We start from the raw sequence: 23,236 nt of genomic DNA on the forward strand, positions 1-23,236 counted from the left end.
GGTCATCTCCTGAGTGGGTCCGGTGGTGGTGCCTCGAGACTCGCTCCGGGGAGGGGTCCGGGTCGTCGTACGGCCAGCGGCAGTGCGCGTACGTCCTGGGGAGTACGAGCGCCCTCTCGCGCTGCTCCGCACAGACCTCGACTCTGTAACTACTAGTATGTACAGTAGGTGCATGAGCACTTCGGACCGACTCATCGAGTCCACCCGTGAGCTGTTGTGGGAGCGCGGTTACGTGGGCACCAGCCCCAAGGCGATCCTGGAGCGCGCGGGCGCCGGCCAGGGCAGCATGTACCACCACTTCAAGGGCAAGCCGGACCTGGCCCTGGCCGCGATCCGGCGGACGGCCGAGGAGTTGCGAGCCACCGCCGAGGGAGTACTCGCCGGGCCGGGGACGCCGTACGAGCGCATCGAGGCGTATCTGCTGCGCGAGCGCGACGTGCTGCGCGGCTGCCCGGTCGGGCGGCTGACGATGGATCCGGACGTCATCGCGAGCGAGGAGTTGCGAGCTCCGGTCGACGAGACGCTCGACGCGATCCGCGAGTTGATCGCCGGGATCGTCGAGGAGGGCAAGGAGCAGGGCCAGTTCTCGCCTTCGCTGGACGGCGAGGAGATCGCGGCGACGGTCCTGGCCACCGTGCAGGGCGGTTACGTCCTCGCCCGCGCCTCCGGTTCCCCCGCCGCCTTCGACACCGGTGTCCGAGGTCTGCTGTCCCTGCTCGCCCCGCGATAGGAGCGCACGACATGCACATCACGAGGAAACGCCCCGACACACAGCAGGGCCCACCCGAGAACTTCACCGGCGCGGTGTGGATCGACGAGGTGGCCGCGCCCGGATCCCCCTCCCGGCTGCGGATGTTCAACGTGCACTTCGCACCCGGCGCGCACACCGCCTGGCACCGGCACCCGCACGGCCAGGTCCTGCACGTCCTTCAGGGTGAGGGACTGGTCCGGAGCAGGGGCGGCGCCGTCGAGGGGATCCGGGCCGGTGACACGGTGTGGATCGAGCCCGGCGAGTGGCACTGGCACGGCGCGGCGCCCCGCACCTTCATGACGCACCTCGCGGTCGTCGAAGCCGCCGAGGACGGCACCACCACCGAGTGGGACGCGCACGTCGCCCCCGACGACTACCCGGCCTGAGAAGGGACCCCGGCATGCACGCGCTCCAGTACGAGCTGACGTTCCCCGCCGACTACGACATGGAGATCATCCGCGCCCGGGTGGCCCGCATCGGGCACCGGCTCGACGGCTGGGAGGGCCTCGGCCTCAAGGCGTATCTGCTGCGTGAGCGCGGCGCGCACGGATCGCCGGTCAACCAGTACGCGCCGTTCTACCTGTGGAACACCGTGGAGGGCATGAACCGCTTCCTGTGGGGCGGCGCCTTCCAGGGGCTCGTCGACGATTTCGGGCGGCCGGTGGCACGGCGGTGGTCGGGGCTGGCGTACGAGGAGGGTGCCGCCGCGGGCTCCCGGGCCACCGTCGCCGTGCGCCGGCGCGAACCGGTGCCGGACGGGGTCGAGTTGTCCGGTGCGATGGCGGAGGCGGTGCGGGAGACCGGGCGGCTGGCCGCCGAGGACGGCGCCGTGCTGGCCGCGGTCGCCGTGGACACGCACCACTGGGAGCTGGTCCACTTCTCGCTCTGGGAGCACGACACGCCCAAGGCGCCCGGGGACGTCTTCCAGGTGCTGCACCTGTCGGCACCCGGGAGGGAACGGCTGCCGCGCGGACGGCAGTGGTGACGGCGGTAGGGAGCGCCGCCGTCCGTACGGTGCTCGGCGACGTACGCCCCGAGGACCTGGGCGTGTGCGACGCGCACGACCATCTCTTCCTGAGCAGCCCCCGGTTGCCCGGGCAGGAACTGAACGACGCCGCCGCCGCGCGCGCCGAACTGGACGCGTTCCGCGCGGCGGGCGGGGCGAGCGTGGTGCAGTGGACGCCGTACGGGATGGGCCGCCGGGCCGCGGACCTGCCGCCGCTGTCCCGGGCCGCCGGGGTGCATCTGGTGTGCGCGACGGGACTGCACCAGGCGGCGCACTACACCCCGGAGTCGCTCGACGAGCTGCGCGGCCGGCTCGCCGCCGTCTTCGTGGCCGAACTGACCGAGGGCATCGGCACGTCCGGGGTCCGCGCCGGCCTGATCAAGGTGGCGGGCGGCTTCCACGCCCTCGACGCGCACACCCGCTGGACGATGACCGCCGCGGCCGAGGCGCACCACGCGACGGGCGCGCCGATCGCCGTGCACCTGGAGCTGGGCACCGGCGCGCTCGACGTACTGGACCTGCTGTGCGGCGAGTTGGGCGTTCCGCCGCACCGGGTGATCCTCGGGCACCTCAACCGCTCCCCCGACCCCGTGGTGCAGCGGCAGGCCGCGGACACCGGCTGCTGGCTGGCGTTCGACGGCCCGTCGCGCGCCCATCACGCCACCGACTGGCGGATGCCGGACGCCGTACAGGCCCTGGCCGAGGCCGGGTTCGGGCATCGGCTGCTGCTCGGCGGGGACACGGTCGTCGCCGGGGCGCGGTCGGTCGACGGCGGGCCGGGGATGCCGTATCTGCTGCGCCGGGTACGGACGCGGCTGGAGGCCGTGCTCGGCACGGAGCCGGTGCGGGCGATCCTCACCGACAACCCGGGGCGGGCGTTCGCCGTCGACTGGCGGTGAGTCGCCTCGCCCCGACGATCAGGCGCTCGTCTCCGCCAAGTGCCGGACGACCGGCTCCAGGTAGTCGACGTGCGGACCGTCCAGGGCGGTCAGTTCGTCCGGTGAGCGGAGCAGAGTGATCCGGTCGAACTCGGGATCGTGGCCCTCGGCCTTCTCCGCGGCAGCCAGGGCCGCGTACCGCTCGTGCAGCAGCGCGGCGGGGCACGGTGGGGCGAGGAACAGGACACCGACGGACCCGCCTCGGCCACGGGTGGCGAGCCGCAGGGTCAACGCGTCCGGCGCGGTGTCCGACCCGATCTCCTCGGCCAGTTCACGGGCCGCGTGCCGGCGCAGGGCGGCCAGGTCCAAGTCCTCACCCGGGCCCGGTGGTTCGACGTTGCCGCCCGGCAGCTGCCAGCGGCCCGGGGCGGCGGTCCACGGTGCCATCCGGCCCACCAGCAGGCTCCCGTCGTCGGCCGGCTGCGCGACGGACACGAACAGGGACGGCAGCCGGGCAGTGGCTCCCGGGACCCGGCGCAGGGCGCGCGACCGGTATGTGGCGCGGGTCCAGGACAGGACCAGCGCGTGCCCTTCTTCCCAGGCCAGACCCGTGAGGGCGGCCAAGGGACCGTCGAACAGGTCCGGGTTGGCCCGGACCGCCTCCTCCCACACGCGGTCCATCGCCGAGCGTTCCCCGGCGGACAGCTCGGGCGGCGGCGTCTCGATCAGCCGGACGTCCCGCGCCCGCAGGAGTTCGACGGCGGGCGGCTCGGTCACCGCAGCGCTCCCAGTGGATCGTCCAGCACCGGCTGCCAGGCCAGCTCGGCCGCGCCGACCAGGCTGTTGTGGTCGAGGGTGCAGGGCAGGATGGGGACACCGCCGCTCTGGCCCCACAGGCTGCGGTCGGCGACGACCGCGCGGAGCCGCTCGGGGTCGGCGTCGAGCAGCGTGCGGTGCAGGCCGCCGAGGATGATCCGGTCGGGGTTGAGGATGTTCACCAGGCCCGCCAGGCCCAGGCCGAGGCGGTCGATCAGCGCCTCGGCGGCGGTGCGGACCGTGGGGTCGGCGTAGTGGTGGCGGAGCAGGTCGATCGCCTGCTGGAGCAGGGACACCTCGGGGCCCGGGTCGCGGCCCGCCTCGATGAGCAGGGCCAGCGGGTCCGCCTCGACGTCGAGGCAGCCGCGGCTGCCGCAGTGGCAGGGGCGTCCCTCGGGGTTGACGGTGAGGTGGCCGACTTCCAGGGCGAGACCCGAACTGCCCGTGTGCAGGCGGCCGTCCAGCACCAGGGCGCCGCCGACGCCCCGGTGCCCGGTGGCCACGCACAGCAGGTCCCGGGCGCCCCGGCCCGCGCCGTGCCGGTGCTCGGCGAGCGCGGCGAGATTGACGTCGTTGCCGGCGAAGGCGGGCCCGGTGATCCCGGCCGCGCGCACGCACTCGTCGAAGATCCGGCGCACCGGCGCACCCACGGGCCAGGCCAGGTGCAGCGGGTTGAGGGCCAGGCCGTCCGGTTCGGCCACCGCCGACGGCACGGCGAGCCCGGCGCCGACACAGCGCCGCCCGGTGCGGCGGAGCAGTTCGGCGCCCGCCTGCACGACGGAGCCGAGCACCTTCGCCGGGTCGGCGTCGACGGTCTCGCAGCCGGGCGAGGTCGCCACGATCCGGCCGCCGAGCCCGACCAGCGCCGCACGGAACCCGTCGGCGTGCACCTGCGCGGCCAGCGCGACGGGCCCGTCCTCAGCGACCTCCAGCCGGTGCGAGGGGCGTCCCTGGGAACCGGCTGCCGCGCCGGGCCGGGCGTCGACCCGGATCAGGCCGAGCGCCTCCAGCTCGGCGGCGACCGCACCGGCCGTCGCCCGGGTGACGCCCAGTTCGGAGGTGAGGACGGCCCGGGTCGGCGCCCGCCCGGTGTGCACGAGCTCCAACGCGGGCCCGAGCGCGCCGCGCCCCCGGTCCAGCCGCGTCCTCGAGGTGGTCCCATCCCCCGCTGTCCGGGGGTCCGCCTTGCCGCTCATGAGGGCGAGTCTCCCATGATCCGTTGACCGCGCGGTCGGCGCCGCGACCTAGTGCCGCGACAGACAACGTTCGCCCCGTCGCGACGCCCGGCACGCTCCCCCACTGCCTCAAGGGCGTGGGAGGTGCCCCCACTCGCCGCACCGGACGCCGCTCCTTGACGGGCAGACGTTGCCTGCCGCGGCACTAGAAACCGCTCACCCGCAGAGTGACGTTGAGCCGCCCGGTCAGCCCGAGCGCGGACGGCGCCGTGCCGGCGTGCACCCGGGGGACGCCGTGGTAGGCGAGCCGGGACGGGCCGCCGAAGACGAACAGGTCACCGCTGCGCAGTTCGACGTCGGTGTAGGGCCTGGTCCGGGTCTCGGTGTTGCCGAAGCGGAACACGCATGTGTCGCCGAGGCTGAGCGAGACCACCGGCGCGCCGGACTTCTCGTCGCTGTCGCGGTGCATGCCCATGCGGGCGTCGCCGTCGTAGAAGTTGATCAGGGCGATGTCGTACGCCGCCCCCGTCGCCGCCTCCGGGCCGAGCGCGTCGGCGACCGCGCGGCGGCCCAGCTCGCCCAGCCAGGCGGGGAACGGCTTCACGGGGGTGCCGTCGCCGTCGGCGACCGTGCGGGCGTAGGCGTACGGGTACCAGTGCCAGCCCAGACAGACCTGCCGGGCGGTCATCGTGCCGCCGCCGGGTGTGCGGACGGTACGCAGACCGGCCGGTGGCCGGGCCCATTCCCGGCAGGCGGCCAGCAGCTCACGCTGTGCGCCGGTGTCCAGCCAGTCCGGGACGTGCACGGCGCCCGGCAGGACGTGGGTGCGCCCCCTGGGAAACAGCTCCGCCTCCATACCCCCATCCTGCCCGACGGGCCCTGAACTGCGGCTCGGCTAGCCTGGACGCACGATGAACGACCGTATGACGACTCCGTGGGGCGAGCTCGAACTGTCCCGCTTCCCCGAGGATCCGCGCGACAGGCTGCGGGCCTGGGACGCCTCCGACGCGTACCTGCTCCAGCATCTGGCCGAGGAGCGGATCCCCCTGCCCGGCACGGTCGTGGTCGTCGGGGACCGCTGGGGCGCCCTGGTCACGGCACTCGCGGCGCACCGGCCGGCACAGATCACCGACTCGTACCTCAGCCAGGAGGCGACCCGCGCGAACCTCGTCCGGGCCGGGGTGGAGGCCGGCGCGGTGCGCCTGCTGACCACCCAGGATCCGCCGCCCGGGCGCATCGACGTCCTGCTGGTCCGGGTGCCGAAGAGCCTGGCGCTCCTGGAGGACCAGCTGCTGCGGCTGGCGCCCGCCGTGCACGAGGGCACGGTCGTCGTCGGCACCGGCATGGTGAAGGAGATCCACACCTCGACCCTGCGGCTGTTCGAGCGGATCCTCGGTCCGACCAGGACCTCGCCGGCGCGGCAGAAGGCCCGGCTGATCTTCTGCACCCCGGACCCGGCGCTGGAGCGCCCGGCGAACCCGTGGCCGTACAGCTACGACCTGCCCGACGGCATCGGCGCGGCCTCCGGGCGCACGGTCGTCAATCACGCGGGCGTGTTCTGCGCGGACCGGCTCGACATCGGCACCCGGTTCTTCCTCCAGCACCTGCCGGGCGCCGACGGGCCGCGCCGGGTGGTGGACCTCGGCTGCGGCAACGGCGTCGTCGGTACGGCGGTGGCGCTGGCCGACCCGGCCACCGAGGTGCTGTTCGTCGACGAGTCGTACCAGGCGGTGGCGTCGGCGGAGGCCACGTACAAGGCCAACGGGGTACCCGGGCAAGCCGAGTTCCGCGTCGGGGACGGGCTGGCCGGGGTGGCTCCCGGCAGCGTGGACGTCGTCCTGAACAACCCGCCGTTCCACTCCCACCAGGCGACGACGGACGCGACCGCCCGGCGCATGTTCACCGGGGCGTTGCGCGCGCTGCGGCCGGGCGGCGAACTGTGGGTGATCGGCAACCGGCACCTGGGCTACCACGTGCAGCTGCGCCGCCTGTTCGGCAACAGCCGGCTGATCGCGAGCGACCCGAAGTTCGTGGTGCTCAAGGCCGTGAAACGGGGCTGACCCCGCCGGCCCGCGGCGCGAGCACACCGACGGCGACGGCCGGCGCGTCCAATCCGGCAACTCGGCCTCGATCCACAGGCCTTGCCGCGCCGCCTCCCCGCCCCTCCCAGACTCGTTTGATTGTTCTTGCAAGGTTGGGAAAACTTTCGAGCAGAATCAAGCATTCGGTTTCGGACAGGGTGCGCTAAGGTCGCGGCATATCGGGAAACGGAGGCCGCTGATGTCGCGCGACGCCCGCTGGAAGGCGCTGCTGGAGCTGCTCGTCGAACGCGGTCGTCTGGAGGTCGAGGAGGCGGCGACCGAGCTGGAGGTGTCGCCCGCGACGATCCGCCGGGACTTCGACCGGCTCGCCGAGCAGCAGATGCTGGTGCGCACACGGGGCGGCGCGGTGGTGCACGGGGTGTCGTACGAACTGCCGCTGCGCTACAAGACGGCCCGCCACGCCACGGAGAAGCAGCGCATCGCCGAGGCGGTCGCGCATCTCGTCGCGCCGGGCGAGGCGGTGGGCCTGACCGGTGGCACGACCACCACCGAGGTGGCCCGCGCCCTCGCCGTGCGCGGTGACCTCACCTCGGGCTCACCCGCGCTGACCGTCGTCACCAACGCGCTGAACATCGCCAACGAGCTGGCGGTGCGGCCCCAGTTCAAGATCGTGGTGACCGGCGGGGTCGCCCGCCCGCAGTCGTACGAACTCGTCGGCCCGCTCGCCGACGGCGTGCTCGGCCAGATCACCCTCGACGTGGCGGTGCTCGGGGTGGTCGCCTTCGACGTCGCGCACGGCGCGGCGGCACACGACGAGGCGGAGGCCGCGATCAACCGGCTGCTGTGCGAGCGCGCCGAGCGGGTGGTCGTCGCCGCCGACTCCAGCAAGCTGGGTCAGCGGGCCTTCGCCCGGATCTGCGCGACCGAGTCGGTGAACACCCTGGTCACGGACACGGCGGTGGGCCAGGACACCGTACGCCGGTTCGAGGAGGCGGGGGTCCGGGTCGTCGCGGTGTGACCCCGGATCCCGGACGTGGGGTTGTCCCGTCCCGCCGTCAGATCCCGCCGGGGGCCGACCGCACGAACCCCGCGCCGCGCTGGTCGTTGCAGCCGAGCACCGGCCGGTCGCCCGGGTCCGGCCAGGTCTGCTGGGCCTGAAGGGCGACGCTCACCAGCGTCAGCAGCAGGTCCACATCGCTCGCGGCATCGAGACGGATGGTCACCCACTGCGAACCCGGGACGATGCGGATCGCCCCCGAGCCCTGGAGGTTCTTGGCGAAGTGCCGGATGGCGCGGGCCGTCAGCCGCAGGTCGACATCCCGGTCCGAGTGGAAGTGGGCGATCTCGCCCCCGGCCGAACTCACCGCCTGCCCCAGGCCGCAGCTCGGCGCCGCCTGTCTCAGGTCCGGCCAGGTCGCCAGTTGCGCGAGCGCGCGCGAGGCCAACGTCATGGGCCCATCATGGCGCGCTCACCCTCCCGCAACCAGCGCGTGAGCGAGTATTAACCGATCCGTATCGGCGACTTGTCCGCACTCGCACCTTCTGCCCCCGGAATAATCCGACGACAAAGCCGATCAAGTCGGCGGTCATCGGTCGTCCGCGCACACACACGTTCCCGGAGGTACGTCACGTTCACCGAGGCCGAACCCAACCCGTTCGCCCTCCCCCTGAGCCACGGCCGCCCCGGTGCGCAACCCGTTCGACCGGGACGGAGGGGCCCACCGCAGCCGAAGAAGAAGGGCCGTGCGGGCAAGATCGTGGGCTTCGGCTGCCTCGGCGTGGTCGCCCTGTTCGTCATCATCGCCATCGCCGCCGCCGGGGGATCCGGCAAGAGCGGCAGCGGCGCGACCGCCACGTCGCAGAAAGACAGCGGCAGTCACGCCAAGTCCGGCGGCTCCCAGGCGGACAAGGCGACGGACACCGTCGTCCTCAAGGTGTGGGGAACCGCACCGAGCGGCGCGGCCGGCCCGCTCGACATCACCTACGGCTCGGACAGCGACAACCGGCAAGGGCACTGGAAACAGGACGGGTTCACCGCGACGCTGCCGGTGCACAAGGGGGCCCTGTACTACAGCCTGACGGCGCAGCTGGCGGGCTCCGGGGACATCCACTGCTCCGTCACCATCGGGGGGACGACGAAGACCGCGCACGCCTCCGGGGGCTACAACATCTGCTCCGCCCAGTTGAACTCCGGCTTCGACGGCGACTGGGAGGGATGACGGGACATCCGTGAGGTCCGCCCCGCCGACCACACGGTCGACGGGGCGAAACAGCCAGACCTCCGGCAGGGTCAGGGCTTGACGGGCTTCCCGCGTCCCCAGCTCCAGGCGAGCCGGTCGGCGCCGGTCTGGTTGGTGGTCTCCAGCCAGGGCCGGGAGGCGTCGCCGACGAGCTTCTGCATCGAGTAGATGTCGTCGGTGCGCAGGCCGGGCCAGTACACGGACCCCATCCCGAGCTTGCGGAAGGTGTCGGTGTCGGCCTGGATGAAGTTGATGTAGTTGTTGTCGGGGGCCGGCTTGTCGTAGTCGAGGCCCGTGGTCATCGGGGCGCCGAACTCGTCGGCGACGGTCCGGTTCGCGCAGTCGCCGAGGCGCTCCTTGAGGTCGGCCGCCCACTGGTCGTAGGTGGCGTAGTCCTTCCAGAACCCGTAGTGGTGCAGCGACAGGTAGGTGCCCTTCAGCCGCGGGTCGGCGCAGACCGAGGTGACGTGGTCGTTGTAGCCGGCGCCGCTGACGAACACCCGGTCGCGGGGCACGGAGGAGTAGGTGTCCAGCCACTTCGCGGCTATGTCGGCCCACGCGGTGTCGGTGTAGCCGTGGGGCTCGTTCATCGGCTCGAAGTAGACGTGCTTGTCGTTCTTGTAGGCCTTCACCACGGTGTCCCACATGGGCCAGAACGTGGTCTCGTCGTCGATGAAGCCGTCCTTCTGGGCTCCCGTGCCCTCCCAGTACGAGACGATCACCTTGAAGCCCTTGGCGGACGCCGCGTCGATGACCGCGCGGTACGACTTCCAGTAGGAGCCGTTGACGGTGTACGGATTGATGGGCAGCCGGACGGTGTTGGCGCCGAGATTGGCGCGGAACGCCGAGATGATCCGGCTCGCCTTGGCGTAGGTCCGGGCGTAGTCGTCGGAGGTCGACAGGCCGGACAGCTGGAGGTAGTCGTCGGCGAAGTTGTCGCGCGGATCCGCCCAGTTGACGCCCCTGAACTGGCTCGTTCCGGTCTGCGCGGCGGAGGCGGCGGGGCTGCCGGCCAGGGTCGCACCGCCGACCGCGGCGATCGCGACCGCCACGCAGGCGGCACGCAGTCGGGGGGTGAGGCGGTTGCTGGCGGGGGTCTTGCGCATCGACGTGCCCTTTCCGGAGATGGCGGTTCAGCGCGTCGCATGTTTACGTAAACATGCCCTGTCGCAGTGAGCGATGTTTACGTAAACTCGGCGGCGCCGGAATCGTGGCATCCGCCCCGGCGGGCGTCAAGGTTCCTCACGCGTAACATCCGGTGGGTCGCGCAACGGGCCCGGGGGCCGGGTCGAGGGAGGCACGAGTGGTGGAGCGGGGCGGCTCGGGCGTGCCCGGCGGACGTCGCAAGCAGCGGGTCTCCATGGCGGACGTCGCCAAGCTCGCGGGTGTCTCGTCCCAGACGGTCTCCCGGGTCTCCAACGGCCATCCCGGGGTGATCAGTTCGACCCGGGAGCAGGTGCTCGCGGCGATGCGGGAACTGGGCTACCGGCCCAACAGCGCGGCGCGTGCCCTCAGGTACGGCCAGTTCAACACCATCGGCGTGATCCTCTTCAGCCTGTCCTCGACGGGCAACAGCCGCACGGTGGAGGCGATCGCCACGCACGCGGCGGCCGAGGGGTACGCGATCACGCTGATCCCCATCGACGTCCCGACCCAGGACAACGTCCTGGGGGCCTTCACCCGGATGGGAGAGCTGGCCGTCGACGCCGTCATCGTCATCATGGAGATCCACCTCCTGGACGCCGGCACGGTGCAACTGCCGCCCGGCGTGCACGTCGTCGTGGTGGACTCCGACGCCGGCGACCGCTACAGCGTGGTCGACACCGACCAGGCGGACGGCGCCCGGAAGGCCGTCCGGCATCTGCTCGACCTGGGCCACCGGACCGTGTGGCACCTGACGGGTCCCCGGACGTCCTTCGCCTCCCAGCGCCGCACCCAGGCCTGGCGTGCGGTCCTGGAGCAGTCCGGGCGGCCGGTGCCACCGCCCCTGCACGGCGACTGGTCGGCCGAGTCGGGCTACGCGGCCGGCCTCGCGCTCGCCCAGGAACCGGACTGCACCGCCGTGTTCGCCTCCAACGACCAGATGGCCCTCGGTCTGCTGCGCGCCTTCCACGAACTCGGCCGCTCGGTGCCCGGGGACATCAGCGTCGTCGGCTTCGACGACATCCCCGACGCCGCGTTCTTCGTGCCGCCACTGACCACCGTCCACCAGGACTTCGCGGAGGTGGGCCGCCGCTGCGTCCGCAAGGCGCTGGAGCAGATCCGCACCGGCGGGGGGCCGCGGGCCGGGACGGACCTCGTGCCGACGAGTCTGGTGGTGCGGCGGAGCACGGGGGCGCCACCGCCGAGGTGACCGGAAGGCGGTCCGGTGCGCGCCCCCGCGACCTGTCGGTCACTCACGTGCCATCGTCACAGGACGTCGGCGAGGCGGTCCACCTGGTCCGGGTCGAGGCCGTAGCAGTAGAGCATGACCTCGTCGGCGCCGAGGTCGTCGAAGCCGGCGATCGCGGCGCGGATCTCGGCCGGCGTGGTGAGCATCCCGTCGACCATCCGGTCGGCCATGCCGGTGAAGGTGTAGTACGCGTGCATACGGGTCCGGGCGTCGTGGACCACGTCCTCGGGGCCGAGCGCGACGTTGACCTGGGCGACGATGCGCGGTTCGCCGTCACGGCCGTACTCCTTCCAGAACCTGCGGGCGGTGTCGAACAGGCCGCCCGCCCACGAGGGCGCCGCGGCGGCCAGGAAGCCGTCACCCCAGCGCGCGACGCGTTCGATCGCGGCGGGCTTGAAGCCGCCGAAGAGCACCTCGGGGCCGCCGGGCCGGGCGGGCGCGGGACCGATCGGGCCGATGCCGTCGCCGTACGGCTCGCCGGACCACAGGCGGCGCATCACCGCCATCTGCTCGTCGAGGCGCCGGCCCCGGGTGCGTATGTCGGTGCCCGTCGCCTGGTGGTCGTCGTCCCGGCCGCCGACGCCCAGGCCGAGGACCAGGCGGCCACCGGTCATCCGGTCCAGGGTGGCGGCCTGCTTGGCGAGGAGGGCGGTGTCGCGCAGCGGGGCGAGCAGTACCTCGGTCTGGACGCGGATCCGGGAGGTGGCGCCCGCGAGGACCGCGAGCGCCACCAGGGGTTCGGGGTTGTCGTAGACGAGCCGGTCGAGCAGACCGAGCGTGCTGAAGGGCCCGGCGTCGGCACGCCGGGCCCAGGTGAGCAAGGTGACGGGGTCGCCGATCGGCAGGCCGATACCGACGTTCATGAAGGAAACCTCCGAAGGGAAGGGGCGTCGAGTGATCTCGCCCCAGGGAGAGTCGGCCTGGTGGGACAAGGCGGCTTCGGCCGTCCCCTGCCCCAGAGGTGAGCGGCCCGGCCCGCCGCACGTCCTTTCCGGGTGTGCGGGCCGGAGTCGCGGGCCGCGCCGTCCTAGCCGTCCACCTCGTACTGCCCGACCTCCACGAAGTAGCGCAGTTCTTCCGGGGTGCCGTCCACCGCCTTCTCGGCCGCCGCCCGCAGGGCGTCGCTGATTCCGGGGCGGGCCAGGATCTTGAAGACGGCGACACGGTCGTCCTCGGCCTGGGCGAGCCGCCGGCCCGTCGCCAGGAAGTAACTCCTGTCCTCGGCTGTGCCGGCCAGGGCCTTCTGAGCCTCCTGGCGCACGGCCTTGCCGGTCGCCGGATCGGCGAGGATCTTGAAGATGGCGACGGAATTGTCCTCGTCCTGCGCGATCCAGCGGCCCGTCTCGAGGAAGTAGCGCATGTCCTCGGCGGTGCCGTCGAGGGCCTTCTGGGCTTCCCGCTGCACGGCCGTGCCCGTGGCCGGGTCGGCCAGGATGCGGAAGATCGCGATCCGGAGATCCTCCTCCGACATCGAGTCGTACGGGGAGTCCGCGTCCGTCCCCGCAGCGGTCGCCGCCGACGCGGTGACGGGCGAGGCGGCCGCGCCGACGGCGAAGGACGGCGTGGAGAGCAGCAGGGCCGGCGCCAAGGCCCCTGCGGCCACGGCGAGCGCGGCACGGGTCAGTCTCATGTGGTCCCCCATGGGTCGAAGAGTGGCTGGTTGTCCCTCGCGGGCGAGGAGATCGTTCCAGGGGCCCGCTCCGCGATGTACTGCCCGCGACCGGCAGACTTCACCGTCGTTTCGTTGCCGGGTGGTGATCGTGCCGGGGGCACGTGCCCGCCGCTGATACCGGGCCGGTACCGGGACCCCTTGCTCCGCATCACCCACCCCCCTACCCTGCATTTGTGCCGCAAATAAACAAAACCCGAACGCACAGCGCCGTGCCGGGCCATGGCAACCCGCTCACGCGGCTCCGAATCGCGCTGACCGTCTTCTTCGCCCTGGACGGCTTCATCTTCGCCGGATGGGTCGTCCGCATCCCCGCCATCAAGCACCAGACCCACGCCTCGGCCAGCGCACTGGGCCTCGCTCTGCTCGGGGTGTCCGCGGGGGCGGTCGTCACGATGATGCTGATCGGGCGTCTGTGCCGCCGTTACGGCAGCCATCCCGTCACCGTGGTCTGCGCCGTCCTGCTCTCCCTCAGCGTCTCGCTGCCGCCGCTGGCCCACTCGGCTGCCGCGCTGGGGGCCGTACTGGTGGTGTTCGGAGCGGCGTACGGCGGGATCAACGTCGCCTTCAACAGCGCCGCCGTCGATCTCGTGGCCGTGCTGCGGCGACCGGTGATGCCGAGTTTCCACGCCGCGTTCAGCCTGGGCGGCATGCTCGGGGCCGGTCTCGGCGGACTGGTCGCGGGGTACCTCTCCCCCACCCGCCACCTGCTCGGGCTGACCGTGATCGGTCTGCTGGTCACGGCCGTCGCGGGACGCACGCTGCTGCGACTCGAGCCTCCGGTACGACAGGTGCCACAGGGGTCACAGGAGTCACAAGGGTCACAGGATCGCCCGGCGTCCGACGACGACACCCCGCAGCACCCCCACCGCCCCGACCGCCCCGACCCCCGCACCCGTGGTCTCGTCGCCGTCTTCGGCCTGATCGCGCTGTGCACCGCGTACGGCGAGGGAGCCATGGCGGACTGGGGCGCGCTCCATCTCCAGCAGGACCTGGACGCCTCGGCCGGGGTGGCGGCGGTCGGCTACTCGTGCTTCGCGCTCGCCATGACCCTCGGCCGGCTGACCGGTACGGCCCTGCTGGAACGTCTCGGCCGGACCCGGACCGTGATCGCCGGGGGCGCCACCGCGGCAGCCGGGATGCTGCTCGGCTCACTCGCCCCCGCCGTCTGGGCGGCGCTGATCGGCTTCGCCGTCACCGGGCTCGGGCTCGCCAACCTCTTCCCGGTCGCCGTCGAGCGCGCGGGCCGCCTGGCCGGTCCCTCCGGCGTGGCCGCCGCCTCCACCCTCGGCTACGGCGGCATGCTCCTCGGGCCGCCCGCGATCGGATTCATGGCCGACTGGTTCTCGCTGCCCGCCGCGCTCACGAGTGTGGCCGTGCTGGCGGCCGTGGCGGCGCTGATCGGCTTCGTGACGCGGCGGACGGCCGCGGGTTGACCCCCTTCGGCCGACGTGCGCCTCGGCCGACGCCCGCCGGCCGGCACGGCCGTCCTCAGAGGGCGTCGAGACGGCCGTCCTCAGAGGGCGTCGAGATCGATGCCGGTCAACTGACAACTGACGTCCCACAGCCGCGACGCGACCGAGTTGTCGGCGAGATGACTCCACACCGGTTCGCGGTGGGGCTTGCCGCGCAGGCCGAACACCCGCGGTCCCCATACCTGCCCTCCGCGTACGGCCGGATCCAGCACCGCCCGCACCACCGGCCACGCGCCGGCGTCCTTGCCCTGGACGAGGAGGGCGGCGGGTGCCGCGCGCAGACCCTCGCCGGTGGTCCGCGCATGCACCCCGGGCCGTGACGGGGTGAGGGGGTCCAGGGCCCCGCCGGGGTGGGCCACGACACTCGTCAGCGTGCTGCCGACGCCCCGCAGGCGGCGGTCGAGTTCGAGTCCGAAGTACATCTGCGCCAGCTTGGAACGCCCGTAGGTGCGCTTGGGCCGGTAGTCCCGCCGGGACTGGAGGTCGTCGAGGTCGAGCCGCTCGGACTTCGCCGCGAAGCTGCCCACGGTCACGACGCGGGCGGCCGGGGCGGCCGAGAGCAGCGGCACCAGGTGGTGAGTGAGCGCGAAGTGCCCCAGGTGGTTCGTGCCGAACATCAGCTCGTGGCCGTCGGCGGTCTCCCGGCGCGGCGGGGCGTCGAGCGCCACCCCGGCATTGTGGACCACCGCGTCCAGGCGGTCCGTACCCAGGGACTCCACCGCCCCTGCGAGCGTCGACAGGTCGGCGAGGTCCAGCCGTACGGCACGCACCCGTGCACCGGGCACACGCGCGCGGATCGCGGCCAGGGCGGCTTCGGCCCTCGCGGGATCGCGGCTGCCCAGCACCACGCCGGCCCCGGTCGCCGAGAGCTGCTCGGCGGTGAAGTAGCCGATGCCGGCGTTGCCCCCGGTGATCAGGAAGACCCTGCCGTCGGCACGGGGCAGGCGCCGTACGTCCCAGAGCGCGGCGGAGGATTCGGAGGGCATGGCGGCAGGCTCCCTTGCTGTCGGAGGAGGAGAGGCGCGAGGACGCTCCCGTGGGAGGGGCTCGCCGACCAAGCTCCCAGGGGCCACCGACACTTCGCCTACGGATCACCGACAGCCCCGACGGACGGCCGGCACATCCGCCGATCCGGCGCCGCCCCACCCCGGCCCGTCGGGCAGACTCACCCCATGGACACAGCCGACTACCTGCAAACCCTGGACCGCGAAGGCCGCCTGCTCGCCGCGGCCGCCGCCGAGGCGGGGACCGCCGCCGAGGTGCCGACCTGCCCGGAGTGGCGGGTGCGGGACCTGCTGCGGCACACGGGCGCGGTGCACCGCTGGGCGGCGGGGCTCGTCGCCGACGGGCACGGCGAGCCGCGACCGCTGGGCGAGGAGCCCGATCTCGACGGGGACGAGCTGGTGGACTGGTACCGGGACAGTCACCGGCGGCTCGTCGAGACCCTGGCCGCCGCGCCGGCCGACGTGGCGTGCTGGACCTTCCATCCGGCGCCCTGCGCCTCGCCGTTGGCCTTCTGGACCCGGCGGCAGGCGCACGAGACGGCCGTGCACCGGTACGACGCGGAGTCGGCGGCCGGCGGCGCGGCGTCCCGGATCGCCACCGACTTCGCCGTGGACGGCATCGACGAGCTGCTGCGCGGCTTCCACGCCCGCCCGAGGAGCCGGGTCCGGACCGAGGCGGCGCGCGTCCTGCGGGTGCGGACCCTGGACGCGGACGCGGTGTGGACCGTACGGCTGTCCGACCGGCCGCCCGTCACCAGCAGGGACGAGTCCGGGGACGCGGAGGCCGAACTGGCCGGTCCGGCCGATCAGTTGTACCTCGCGCTGTGGAACCGGCTGCCCGTACCCAGGGTGACCGGAGACGCCGCGCTCGCCGCCCTGTGGCGCGAGACCTCAGCGATCGGCTGAGTCGGCCAGCATCCGGGTCAGTACCGCGCGCTGCACCGGCCGGACCTCGCCGTGCAGCGCGCGCCCCTTCTCCGTGAGTCCCACGCGGACGCCTCGACGGTCCTCGGGACACATGGCCCGCTGGAGGAGTCCGTCCTTCTCCAGGCGGGCGATCAGACGGGACAGGGCGCTCTGGCTGAGGTGGATGCGGTCGGCGATCTCCTGTACGCGGTAGGCGCAGCCGCCGTCCGCGGCGGAGTCCTCGGAGAGCAGGTCGAGAACCTCGAAGTCACTGGCGCACAGGCCGTGTCCGTGCAGGGCGCGGTCGAGTTCGCACTGGGTGCGGGCGTGCAGCGCCAGGATGTCCCGCCACTGGTTCACGAGCTCCTGCTCGGCCTTCTTCGCCGCCATGAGCGCACCGTAGCAGAGAAATCCAATTGTTGCATCGTAATTAAATGCGCTTGCATCTCATGCATGCGCATGTACTGTCTTGCGCATGACCTCTCCGCTCACCACCCCCGCGGCCCCGTCCCCGGCGGTCCGCTGGACCCCCCGACTGTGGGGCACCCTGCTGGTGCTGTGCGCCGCGATGTTCCTGGACGCGCTCGACGTGTCGATGGTCGGCGTGGCCCTGCCCTCCATCGGCTCCGACCTCCACCTGTCCACGTCGACGCTGCAATGGATCGTCAGCGGCTACATCCTGGGGTACGGCGGGCTGCTCCTCCTCGGCGGCCGGACCGCCGACCTGCTCGGCCGGCGCCAGGTGTTCCTGGTGGCCCTCGGCGTGTTCGCCCTCGCCTCGCTGCTCGGCGGACTGGTCGACTCGGGGCCGCTGCTGATCGCCAGCCGCTTCATCAAGGGCCTGAGCGCCGCGTTCACCGCGCCCGCGGGCCTGTCCATCATCACCACGACCTTCGCCGAGGGCCCGCTGCGCAACCGCGCCCTGTCGATCTACACCACCTGCGCGGCCACCGGCTTCTCGATGGGTCTGGTGCTCTCCGGCCTGCTCACCGAGGCCAGTTGGCGGCTGACCATGCTGCTGCCCGCGCCCATCGCGCTGGTGGCACTGCTCGCGGGGCTGAAGCTGCTGCCGCGCAGCACGCGCGAGAAGGACCACGACGGGTACGACATTCCCGGCGCCGTCCTCGGCACCGCCTCGATGCTGCTGCTGGTCTTCACCGTCGTACAGGCGCCGCAGGCCGGCTGGGCCTCGGCCCGTACCCTGCTGTCCTTCCTGGCCGTCGCCGTGCTGCTGACCGTGTTCACCGCCGTCGAGCGGCGCTCGCCCGGCCCGCTGATCCGGCTCGGCGTGCTGCGCTCGGGTCACCAAGTACGGGCGCAGCTCGGCGCGATGGCGTTCTTCGGCTCGTACGTGGGCTTCCAGTTCCTGGTGACGCTGTACATGCAGTCCCTGCTCGGCTGGTCGGCGCTGCACACGGCGCTCGCCTTCCTGCCCGCCGGTGCGCTGGTGGCGGTGTCCTCGACCAAGGTCGGCTCGATCGTGGACCGGTTCGGCACCGCACGGCTGATCGCGGCGGGCTTCGCGCTGATGGTCGCCGGGTACGCGCTGTTCCTGCGCGTCGACCTCCACCCGGTGTACGCGGCGGCCATCCTGCCGTCGATGCTGCTGATCGGCGCGGCCTGCGCGCTGGTCTTCCCCTCGCTCAACATCCAGGCCACCAACGGGGTCGAGGACCACGAGCAGGGCATGGTCTCCGGTCTGCTCAACACCTCGGTCCAGGTGGGCGGCGCGATCTTCCTGGCCGTCGTCACGGCGGTGGTCACCGCCCACGCCCCTGCCCACGCGACCCCGCAGGCCGTGCTCGACAGCTACCGTCCGGGGCTGCTCGTGGTGACGGGCATCGCCCTCGCCGGGCTCCTCATCACCCTCACGGGGCTGCGCGGCCGCCGTACCGCGCAGCAGACCGTCGTGGTCGCCAGGTCCACCGTGGAGAAGGAGGCGGACGCGGAGCGCGTGGCGGTCCGCGACTAGGGGGAACGCCTCCAGGTGTGCGCCCGGCCGGAGTTGGTTGCTCCGCCGGGCGCACGCCTGTGAGACTGGGTGGATGGACGGGTACGGGGGACGGCGGACCAAGGCCGAGCAGGACGCCATGACCGTCGAGATCGGGTACGCGCTGGTCAGCGCGGTGTTCGCGGCCGCGCTGACGTTCGGGGCCGTCGGCGGGCCGGCGCTGCTCTTCGAGCTGCCGCCGCTGCTCGCGGCGGCGCTGCTGCGCGTGGGCGGTACGCTCGCCGCCGTCGTCTTCGTGGCCCGGGTGGTGGGCGTGCTGGTGCGCTTCCGGCGGGCGCCTCAGCCCAGCCAGCCCGGCCGCACCAACCCCGACTCGTAGGCCAGTACGACCAGTTGGGCCCGGTCCCGGGCGCCCAGCTTAACCATCGTGCGGCTCACATGGGTCTTCGCGGTGAGCGGGCTGACCACCAGGCGGCGGGCGATCTCCTCGTTGGACAGGCCGATGCCGACCAGCGCCATCACCTCCCGTTCCCGCTCGGTGAGCGCGGTGAGGGCGTCGGCGGCCGCGGGCTCCTTCGAGCGGGCCGCGAACTCGGCGATCAGCCGGCGGGTCACGCCGGGCGACAGCAGCGCGTCGCCGTCGACCACGGCCCGTACCGCACGCAGGAGTTCGTCCGGCTCGGTGTCCTTGACCAGGAAGCCGGAGGCGCCCGAGCGGATCGCCTCGAAGACGTACTCGTCGAGCTCGAAGGTGGTGAGCATGACCACCTTGACGTCCTTCAGGCCCGCGTCGCCGGTGATGCGGCGGGTCGCGGCCAGGCCGTCAAGGAGCGGCATGCGGATGTCCATCAGGACGACGTCCGGGCGCAGTTCGCGCACCTTGCCGACGGCCTCCGCACCGTCCGCGGCCTCCCCGGCCACCTCGATGTCCGGCTGCGCGTCGAGCAGCGCCCTGAAACCGGCCCGCACCAGCGACTGGTCGTCGGCGAGCAGTACCCGGATCACTGATCCTCCCTGGAGTGCAAAGGCAGTACGGCGAGCACCCGGAAACCGCCGTCGGGGCGCGGGCCGGCCTCGATCGTGCCACCCAGCGCGGCGGCCCGCTCCCGCATTCCGGCCAGGCCGTTCCCGCTGCCGCCCGCCTCCGCGCCCGTCGCGGGCCCGTCGTCGTCGATCACGAGCCGCAGCGCGCCGCCCTCGTGTACGAGGCGCACGCGCGCGTGCCGGGAACCGGAGTGCCGTACGACGTTGGTGAGGGCCTCCTGGACGATACGGAAGGCGGCCAGGTCGGCGCCCGGCGGCAGCCGCGGCGGCGCTCCCTCGACCTCGACGGCGAGGCCCGCACTCGCCGCCTGGTCCACCAGTTCCGGCAGCCGGCCGAGGCCGGGCGCGGGGGCGCGCGGCGCGTCTCCGGGGGTGCGCAGGGTGTCGAGGACCTGGCGCACCTCGCCGAGCGCCTCCTTGCTGGCGTCCTTGATGGTGGTGAGCGCCGCCCGCGCCTGCTCCGGGTCGCTGTCCAGGAGGGCGAGGCCGACGCCCGCCTGGACGTTGATGACGGAGATGCTGTGCGCGAGGACGTCGTGCAGTTCGCGGGCGATGCGCAGCCGCTCCTCGTCGGCGCGCCGCCGGGCCGCCTGGGCGCGGTCGGCACGCTCCCGGGCCCACTGCTCGCGCCGGACCCGGCCCAGCTCCGCCAGCGCGACGACGGCCAGCACCCAGGTGACGACGACGATCTCCTGACCGACGCCCGCCCCCTTGTCGTGCGGCGGCGGCAGCCAGCGGTACAGCCAGAGCGCGACCAGGACGTGCCCGGCCCACAGCAGCCCCAGCGACGCCCAGGCGGCCCGGCGGTGGCCGGTGACGACCGCGCTGAAGCAGCTCACGGCGACGGCCAGGAAGACCGGCCCGTACGGATAACCGGCGGCCAGGTAGACCAGGGCGGCCGTCGCGGTGCCGAACGCGACGAACACCGGATGCCGCTGCCGCCACAGCAGCAGCCCCGAGGCGACGAGCAGCAGCACGCGACCGGCGACGTCCAGCGGCTCGCGGTCCGGCTGCTGGTGTCCGGCGAAGTGGGAGCCGATCACCACGAAGACGGTGATCAGCACGGTGGAACGCCACGGCAGGTGCGGACCCCGCGCCTCGGTGTCGTCGGGCCCGTACCACCTGTGCCCGTGCCACCCTCGCGGCCGGTACCCCCGGGCCGGCCGGCACCCCCGCCGCGACCGGACCCGGCGTCCGTACTGCTCTTCCATGACGGCCACGCTAGACGCGGGCGGGCCGCACCGGCGTCCGCCGGGCGGGGTGATCACACGTACTCCCGGGGAAGTACGGCGCCCCACCGTACGGGCACCTACCTCAGCCCCACTCCGTGCGCCAGCCCGGTCACCGCGTGCCGGAAGAACGCCTCCCGGTCCTCCACCACCCGGTGGAACTGCCCGAACAGCTCGAACCCGACCAGCCCGAACAGCTGGGCCCAGGCCGCCACCAGCGCGGCAGCGGCCTCGGGAGGCAGGGCGGGGGCGAAGTCGGCGACCATGCGCTCGGCCTCGGGGCGCAGTTCGGCGGGGAGCGGGAGGCCGGCGAGGCCGGGGCCCTGGTGGGTGTCCCCGACGATGCCGATGAGGAGGAGGCCGACGCGGGAGGCGGCCCGGACGGTGGTCTCGGGCGCGGAGTAGCCGGGCACGGGCGAGCCGTAGATCAGGGCGTACTCGTGCGGGTGGGCCAGCGCCCAGCCGCGCACCGCCTCGCACACGGCCGTCCAGCGGGCCACGGGAGCCTCGTCGCAGGCGGTGTCATGGGCTTTCTCGGCGGCCTCGCCGAGGGAGTCGTAGGCGTCGATGATGAGCGCGGTCAGCAGGTCGTCGCGGCTGGGGAAGTAGCGGTAGAGCGCGGAGGAGACCATGCCGAGTTCGCGGGCCACCGCGCGCAGCGAGAGCTTGGCCGCGCCCTCGGCGGCGAGCTGTCTGCGTGCCTCGTCCTTGATGGCCGCGGTGACTTCGATTCTGGCCCGCGCGCGGGCGCCCTGTGCGGTGCTCATGCTCTTCAGTGTGCCATGGAACGAGAGCACCGCACACAAAAGAGAGCACCGCTCTTGCTTGGGGTGCCGATCTCGTGCACACTCTTCTCGAAGCGAGAGCACCGCTCTCCCGACAGCGAGAGCACCCGCTCTCCCATACACAGGGGGTCTCATGTCCACGCACGTCAAGAAGCCGGGTTGGTTCACCGTCAACGTCTTCAACCGCTTCGTCGCCTGGCTGACCCGTCGCGGCGTCAGCGTGTGGGGCTCCCGGGTGCTGGCGGTCCGCGGCCGAAAGAGCGGCGAGTGGCGGACCACCCCCGTGAACCTGCTCACCGTGGGCGGGCAGCAGTATCTGCTCGCCCCGCGCGGCCACGTCCAGTGGACGCACAACATGCGCGCGGCCGGCGGCGGCGAACTGCGTCTGGGCCAGAACGTGGACGTGTTCACCGCGGTCGAGGTCACCGACGAGGAGAAGGTCCCGCTGCTGCGCGCCTACCTCAAGCGCTGGAAGGCCGAGGTCGGCATCTTCTTCGACGGAGTCGGTCCCGACTCCCCCGACGACGAGATGCGCCGCATCGCCCCCGACCACCCGGTCTTCAGGATCACCGTCAAGAACTGACGGTGTCCCCGGCCGCGGAGGTCCGCCGGTCCATCGCGGTCAGGGCGCGCTGGGCCATCGGATGCGTACGGACGAGCTCGCCCAGCGACGTGGAGCCCTGGGTGATCTCCTTGAAGGCCCGCCAGGCGGGCCGGAAGCCGGTGAGGGCCGCGTGGAACAGGCCGGGCCGGCGCTCGAAGGCGGTCAGCATCCGCTTGCCGACGCTCATCTCGACGCCGAGCCCCGCCTTGATCGCGAACGCGTAGTTCAGCGCCTGCCGACGGGCGTCCACCGCGTCGTGCGCCTCGGCGATCCGCACCGCCCACTCCCCCGCGAGCCGCCCCGACCGCAGGGCGAAGGAGATGCCCTCCCGGGTCCACGGCTCCAGCAGACCGGCCGCGTCCCCGCAGACCAGGACCCGGCCGCGGGAAAGCGGGGAGTCGTCGGCGCGGCAGCGCGTCAGGTGCCCGGAGGAGATGCCCGGCTCGAAGCCGGCCAGCCCGAGGCGGGCGATGAAGTCCTCCAAGTACCGCTTGGTGGCGGCGCCTTCGCCGCGGGCCGAGATCACGCCGACCGTCAGCGTGTCGCCCTTGGGGAAGACCCAGCCGTAACTGCCGGGCATCGGTCCCCAGTCGATCAGGACCCGGCCCTGCCAGTCCTCGGCGACCGTCTCCGGCACCGGGATCTCCGCCTCCAGGCCGAGGTCGACCTGTTCCAGCTTCACGCCGACGTGTGCCCCTATGCGGCTGGCGCTGCCGTCGGCGCCCACCACCGCGCGCGCCAGCAGCGTCTCGCCGCCCTGGAGGACGACGGCGACCGTACGGCGGTCCGGCACCAACGAGCCGTGCTGCTCGACCCGCGTCACGGTGACGCCGGTGCGCAGCTCGGCGCCGGCCTTCTGCGCGTGCTCGACCAGCTGCTGGTCGAACTCGGGCCGGTTGATCAGCCCGAACAGCATCTGCCTGGAGCGGCGGGTGCGCGTGAAGCGTCCGTTGTGGGAGAAGGTGACCGCGTGCACCCGGTCCCGGAAGGGCAGCTCGAAGCCGGGCGGCAGGGCGTCGCGCGAGGGGCCGATGATGCCGCCTCCGCACGTCTTGTAGCGCGGCAGCTCCGCCTTCTCCAACAACAGCACGCGCCGCCCCGCGACCGCCGCCGCGTAGGCCGCCGAGGCCCCCGCGGGTCCCGCGCCCACCACGACGACGTCCCACACCCGCTGCACGTCGTCCGCCGAAGAGTTCTCGCCGCTCACGATGGTCCGCTGCTCCGATCAAGCCGTCTGCCGCACCTGTCCCCCGCATCCTACGGCGGACG

The 23,236-nt window shown here is 72.9% G+C and carries 26 protein-coding genes; 13 read left to right on the forward strand and 13 right to left on the reverse strand.

What is annotated here, in order from left to right; genetic code table 11:
• The first annotated feature begins 157 nt into the window (after positions 1-157).
• The 4 genes from ABZ915_RS14695 to ABZ915_RS14710 are packed head-to-tail and all read left to right on the forward strand — an operon-like array spanning position 158 to position 2,656.
• Positions 158-730 carry a TetR/AcrR family transcriptional regulator gene (locus ABZ915_RS14695; RefSeq protein ID WP_361801405.1) on the forward strand — a complete coding sequence of 191 codons (573 nt, stop codon included), beginning with the start codon at positions 158-160 and terminating at the stop codon, positions 728-730.
• Between the two features lie 11 nt (positions 731-741).
• On the forward strand, positions 742-1,137 hold the full coding sequence (locus ABZ915_RS14700) for a cupin domain-containing protein (protein WP_361801408.1): 396 nt from the start codon (positions 742-744) through the stop codon (positions 1,135-1,137).
• 14 nt (positions 1,138-1,151) lie between these two features.
• A complete protein-coding gene (locus ABZ915_RS14705; protein WP_361801411.1) occupies positions 1,152-1,736 on the forward strand; it encodes a DUF4865 family protein in 585 nt (194 codons plus the stop codon).
• Complete coding sequence (locus ABZ915_RS14710) at positions 1,733-2,656, forward strand: phosphotriesterase (protein WP_361801414.1); 924 nt, start codon at positions 1,733-1,735, stop codon at positions 2,654-2,656. Before ABZ915_RS14705 ends, ABZ915_RS14710 begins: the two co-directional genes overlap by 4 nt.
• An 18-nt stretch (positions 2,657-2,674) precedes the next feature.
• Here the strand turns inward: ABZ915_RS14710 and ABZ915_RS14715 are convergent, their stop codons facing one another.
• From ABZ915_RS14715 to ABZ915_RS14725, 3 genes are all read right to left on the reverse strand, one after another.
• A complete protein-coding gene (locus ABZ915_RS14715; RefSeq protein ID WP_361801417.1) occupies positions 2,675-3,412 on the reverse strand; it encodes an NUDIX domain-containing protein in 738 nt (245 codons plus the stop codon).
• Positions 3,409-4,647: an ROK family protein gene (locus ABZ915_RS14720; RefSeq protein ID WP_361801420.1), complete on the reverse strand. Its 1,239-nt coding sequence runs from the start codon at positions 4,645-4,647 to the stop codon at positions 3,409-3,411. Before ABZ915_RS14720 ends, ABZ915_RS14715 begins: the two co-directional genes overlap by 4 nt.
• Positions 4,648-4,831: 184 nt before the next feature.
• Positions 4,832-5,482: an alpha-ketoglutarate-dependent dioxygenase AlkB gene (locus ABZ915_RS14725; RefSeq protein WP_361801423.1), complete on the reverse strand. Its 651-nt coding sequence runs from the start codon at positions 5,480-5,482 to the stop codon at positions 4,832-4,834.
• A gap of 67 nt (positions 5,483-5,549) precedes the next feature.
• Between ABZ915_RS14725 and ABZ915_RS14730 the strand changes: the two genes are divergently transcribed.
• Together ABZ915_RS14730 and ABZ915_RS14735 are read left to right on the forward strand one after the other, a co-directional pair.
• Entirely contained in the window at positions 5,550-6,686 is a 1,137-nt protein-coding gene (locus tag ABZ915_RS14730; RefSeq protein WP_361802452.1) for a methyltransferase, read from the forward strand.
• Between the two features lie 220 nt (positions 6,687-6,906).
• Positions 6,907-7,686, forward strand: coding sequence for a DeoR/GlpR family DNA-binding transcription regulator (locus ABZ915_RS14735; protein ID WP_361801426.1), 780 nt, complete (start codon positions 6,907-6,909; stop codon positions 7,684-7,686).
• 37 nt (positions 7,687-7,723) lie between these two features.
• Here the strand turns inward: ABZ915_RS14735 and ABZ915_RS14740 are convergent, their stop codons facing one another.
• Positions 7,724-8,119: a luciferase family protein gene (locus ABZ915_RS14740; RefSeq protein ID WP_361801429.1), complete on the reverse strand. Its 396-nt coding sequence runs from the start codon at positions 8,117-8,119 to the stop codon at positions 7,724-7,726.
• 306 nt (positions 8,120-8,425) lie between these two features.
• On the opposite strand from ABZ915_RS14740, the gene ABZ915_RS14745 reads away from it, so the two are divergent.
• A complete protein-coding gene (locus tag ABZ915_RS14745; RefSeq protein ID WP_361801432.1) occupies positions 8,426-8,887 on the forward strand; it encodes a hypothetical protein in 462 nt (153 codons plus the stop codon).
• Positions 8,888-8,958: 71 nt separating this feature from the next.
• Here ABZ915_RS14745 and ABZ915_RS14750 read toward each other — a convergent pair whose 3' ends face one another.
• Positions 8,959-10,014, reverse strand: coding sequence for a cellulase family glycosylhydrolase (locus ABZ915_RS14750; RefSeq protein ID WP_361801435.1), 1,056 nt, complete (start codon positions 10,012-10,014; stop codon positions 8,959-8,961).
• 197 nt (positions 10,015-10,211) lie between these two features.
• Here ABZ915_RS14750 and ABZ915_RS14755 point away from each other — a divergent pair, with 197 nt between their 5' ends.
• Positions 10,212-11,261 carry a LacI family DNA-binding transcriptional regulator gene (locus ABZ915_RS14755; RefSeq protein WP_361801438.1) on the forward strand — a complete coding sequence of 350 codons (1,050 nt, stop codon included), beginning with the start codon at positions 10,212-10,214 and terminating at the stop codon, positions 11,259-11,261.
• Positions 11,262-11,317: 56 nt separating this feature from the next.
• Here ABZ915_RS14755 and ABZ915_RS14760 read toward each other — a convergent pair whose 3' ends face one another.
• The gene (locus tag ABZ915_RS14760) at positions 11,318-12,163 is read right to left on the reverse strand and encodes an LLM class flavin-dependent oxidoreductase (protein ID WP_361801441.1); all 846 of its coding nucleotides are present in this window, start codon (positions 12,161-12,163) and stop codon (positions 11,318-11,320) included.
• A gap of 164 nt (positions 12,164-12,327) precedes the next feature.
• Complete coding sequence (locus ABZ915_RS14765) at positions 12,328-12,930, reverse strand: ALF repeat-containing protein (protein WP_361801444.1); 603 nt, start codon at positions 12,928-12,930, stop codon at positions 12,328-12,330.
• 251 nt (positions 12,931-13,181) lie between these two features.
• Between ABZ915_RS14765 and ABZ915_RS14770 the strand changes: the two genes are divergently transcribed.
• Positions 13,182-14,405, forward strand: coding sequence for an MFS transporter (locus ABZ915_RS14770; RefSeq protein ID WP_361801447.1), 1,224 nt, complete (start codon positions 13,182-13,184; stop codon positions 14,403-14,405).
• A gap of 80 nt (positions 14,406-14,485) precedes the next feature.
• Here the strand turns inward: ABZ915_RS14770 and ABZ915_RS14775 are convergent, their stop codons facing one another.
• Positions 14,486-15,430 (reverse strand): SDR family NAD(P)-dependent oxidoreductase, encoded by a 945-nt coding sequence (locus ABZ915_RS14775; RefSeq protein WP_361801450.1) that lies wholly within the window; start codon positions 15,428-15,430, stop codon positions 14,486-14,488.
• Positions 15,431-15,616: 186 nt separating this feature from the next.
• On the opposite strand from ABZ915_RS14775, the gene ABZ915_RS14780 reads away from it, so the two are divergent.
• Complete coding sequence (locus tag ABZ915_RS14780; RefSeq protein WP_361801453.1) at positions 15,617-16,354, forward strand: maleylpyruvate isomerase family mycothiol-dependent enzyme; 738 nt, start codon at positions 15,617-15,619, stop codon at positions 16,352-16,354.
• Here ABZ915_RS14780 and ABZ915_RS14785 read toward each other — a convergent pair.
• Entirely contained in the window at positions 16,340-16,744 is a 405-nt protein-coding gene (locus tag ABZ915_RS14785) for a MarR family transcriptional regulator (RefSeq protein ID WP_361801455.1), read from the reverse strand. The two genes, ABZ915_RS14780 and ABZ915_RS14785, sit on opposite strands and share 15 nt — an antisense overlap.
• A gap of 85 nt (positions 16,745-16,829) precedes the next feature.
• Between ABZ915_RS14785 and ABZ915_RS14790 the strand changes: the two genes are divergently transcribed.
• A complete protein-coding gene (locus tag ABZ915_RS14790) occupies positions 16,830-18,326 on the forward strand; it encodes an MFS transporter (protein WP_361801458.1) in 1,497 nt (498 codons plus the stop codon).
• 73 nt (positions 18,327-18,399) lie between these two features.
• Positions 18,400-18,684 (forward strand): DUF6332 family protein, encoded by a 285-nt coding sequence (locus ABZ915_RS14795; protein WP_361801461.1) that lies wholly within the window; start codon positions 18,400-18,402, stop codon positions 18,682-18,684.
• Here the strand turns inward: ABZ915_RS14795 and ABZ915_RS14800 are convergent.
• From ABZ915_RS14800 to ABZ915_RS14810, 3 genes are read right to left on the reverse strand one after another with little or no spacing between them, the layout of a single operon-like run.
• On the reverse strand, positions 18,645-19,310 hold the full coding sequence (locus ABZ915_RS14800; protein ID WP_361801464.1) for a response regulator transcription factor: 666 nt from the start codon (positions 19,308-19,310) through the stop codon (positions 18,645-18,647). The genes ABZ915_RS14795 and ABZ915_RS14800 overlap by 40 nt on opposite strands.
• Positions 19,307-20,617, reverse strand: a complete 1,311-nt coding sequence (locus tag ABZ915_RS14805) for a sensor histidine kinase (RefSeq protein ID WP_361801467.1) — start codon at positions 20,615-20,617, stop codon at positions 19,307-19,309. Before ABZ915_RS14805 ends, ABZ915_RS14800 begins: the two co-directional genes overlap by 4 nt.
• A gap of 41 nt (positions 20,618-20,658) precedes the next feature.
• Positions 20,659-21,345, reverse strand: coding sequence for a TetR/AcrR family transcriptional regulator (locus ABZ915_RS14810; RefSeq protein WP_361801470.1), 687 nt, complete (start codon positions 21,343-21,345; stop codon positions 20,659-20,661).
• Positions 21,346-21,496: 151 nt separating this feature from the next.
• On the opposite strand from ABZ915_RS14810, the gene ABZ915_RS14815 reads away from it, so the two are divergent.
• Complete coding sequence (locus ABZ915_RS14815) at positions 21,497-21,946, forward strand: nitroreductase family deazaflavin-dependent oxidoreductase (protein WP_361801473.1); 450 nt, start codon at positions 21,497-21,499, stop codon at positions 21,944-21,946.
• Here ABZ915_RS14815 and ABZ915_RS14820 read toward each other — a convergent pair.
• Complete coding sequence (locus ABZ915_RS14820) at positions 21,936-23,174, reverse strand: geranylgeranyl reductase family protein (RefSeq protein WP_361801476.1); 1,239 nt, start codon at positions 23,172-23,174, stop codon at positions 21,936-21,938. The two genes, ABZ915_RS14815 and ABZ915_RS14820, sit on opposite strands and share 11 nt — an antisense overlap.
• Between the last annotated feature and the right edge of the window lie 62 nt (positions 23,175-23,236).

Source organism: Streptomyces sp. NPDC046915 (assembly GCF_040644935.1).
Lineage (GTDB): Bacteria > Actinomycetota > Actinomycetes > Streptomycetales > Streptomycetaceae > Streptomyces.

What these genes read in the sequence shown, in the direction of transcription:
- ABZ915_RS14765 (WP_361801444.1), bottom strand. Translation starts at nt 12,930, where the DNA reads ATGAGACTGACCCGTGCCGCGCTCGCCGTGGCCGCAGGGGCCTTGGCG.
- ABZ915_RS14760 (WP_361801441.1), bottom strand. Translation starts at nt 12,163, where the DNA reads ATGAACGTCGGTATCGGCCTGCCGATCGGCGACCCCGTCACCTTGCTC.
- ABZ915_RS14740 (WP_361801429.1), bottom strand. Translation starts at nt 8,119, where the DNA reads ATGACGTTGGCCTCGCGCGCGCTCGCGCAACTGGCGACCTGGCCGGAC.
- ABZ915_RS14725 (WP_361801423.1), bottom strand. Translation starts at nt 5,482, where the DNA reads ATGGAGGCGGAGCTGTTTCCCAGGGGGCGCACCCACGTCCTGCCGGGC.
- ABZ915_RS14780 (WP_361801453.1), top strand. Translation starts at nt 15,617, where the DNA reads ATGGACACAGCCGACTACCTGCAAACCCTGGACCGCGAAGGCCGCCTG.
- ABZ915_RS14775 (WP_361801450.1), bottom strand. Translation starts at nt 15,430, where the DNA reads ATGCCCTCCGAATCCTCCGCCGCGCTCTGGGACGTACGGCGCCTGCCC.
- ABZ915_RS14790 (WP_361801458.1), top strand. Translation starts at nt 16,830, where the DNA reads ATGACCTCTCCGCTCACCACCCCCGCGGCCCCGTCCCCGGCGGTCCGC.
- ABZ915_RS14720 (WP_361801420.1), bottom strand. Translation starts at nt 4,647, where the DNA reads ATGAGCGGCAAGGCGGACCCCCGGACAGCGGGGGATGGGACCACCTCG.
- ABZ915_RS14695 (WP_361801405.1), top strand. Translation starts at nt 158, where the DNA reads ATGTACAGTAGGTGCATGAGCACTTCGGACCGACTCATCGAGTCCACC.
- ABZ915_RS14795 (WP_361801461.1), top strand. Translation starts at nt 18,400, where the DNA reads ATGGACGGGTACGGGGGACGGCGGACCAAGGCCGAGCAGGACGCCATG.
- ABZ915_RS14815 (WP_361801473.1), top strand. Translation starts at nt 21,497, where the DNA reads ATGTCCACGCACGTCAAGAAGCCGGGTTGGTTCACCGTCAACGTCTTC.
- ABZ915_RS14705 (WP_361801411.1), top strand. Translation starts at nt 1,152, where the DNA reads ATGCACGCGCTCCAGTACGAGCTGACGTTCCCCGCCGACTACGACATG.
- ABZ915_RS14785 (WP_361801455.1), bottom strand. Translation starts at nt 16,744, where the DNA reads ATGGCGGCGAAGAAGGCCGAGCAGGAGCTCGTGAACCAGTGGCGGGAC.
- ABZ915_RS14735 (WP_361801426.1), top strand. Translation starts at nt 6,907, where the DNA reads ATGTCGCGCGACGCCCGCTGGAAGGCGCTGCTGGAGCTGCTCGTCGAA.
- ABZ915_RS14750 (WP_361801435.1), bottom strand. Translation starts at nt 10,014, where the DNA reads ATGCGCAAGACCCCCGCCAGCAACCGCCTCACCCCCCGACTGCGTGCC.
- ABZ915_RS14810 (WP_361801470.1), bottom strand. Translation starts at nt 21,345, where the DNA reads ATGAGCACCGCACAGGGCGCCCGCGCGCGGGCCAGAATCGAAGTCACC.
- ABZ915_RS14730 (WP_361802452.1), top strand. Translation starts at nt 5,550, where the DNA reads ATGACGACTCCGTGGGGCGAGCTCGAACTGTCCCGCTTCCCCGAGGAT.
- ABZ915_RS14700 (WP_361801408.1), top strand. Translation starts at nt 742, where the DNA reads ATGCACATCACGAGGAAACGCCCCGACACACAGCAGGGCCCACCCGAG.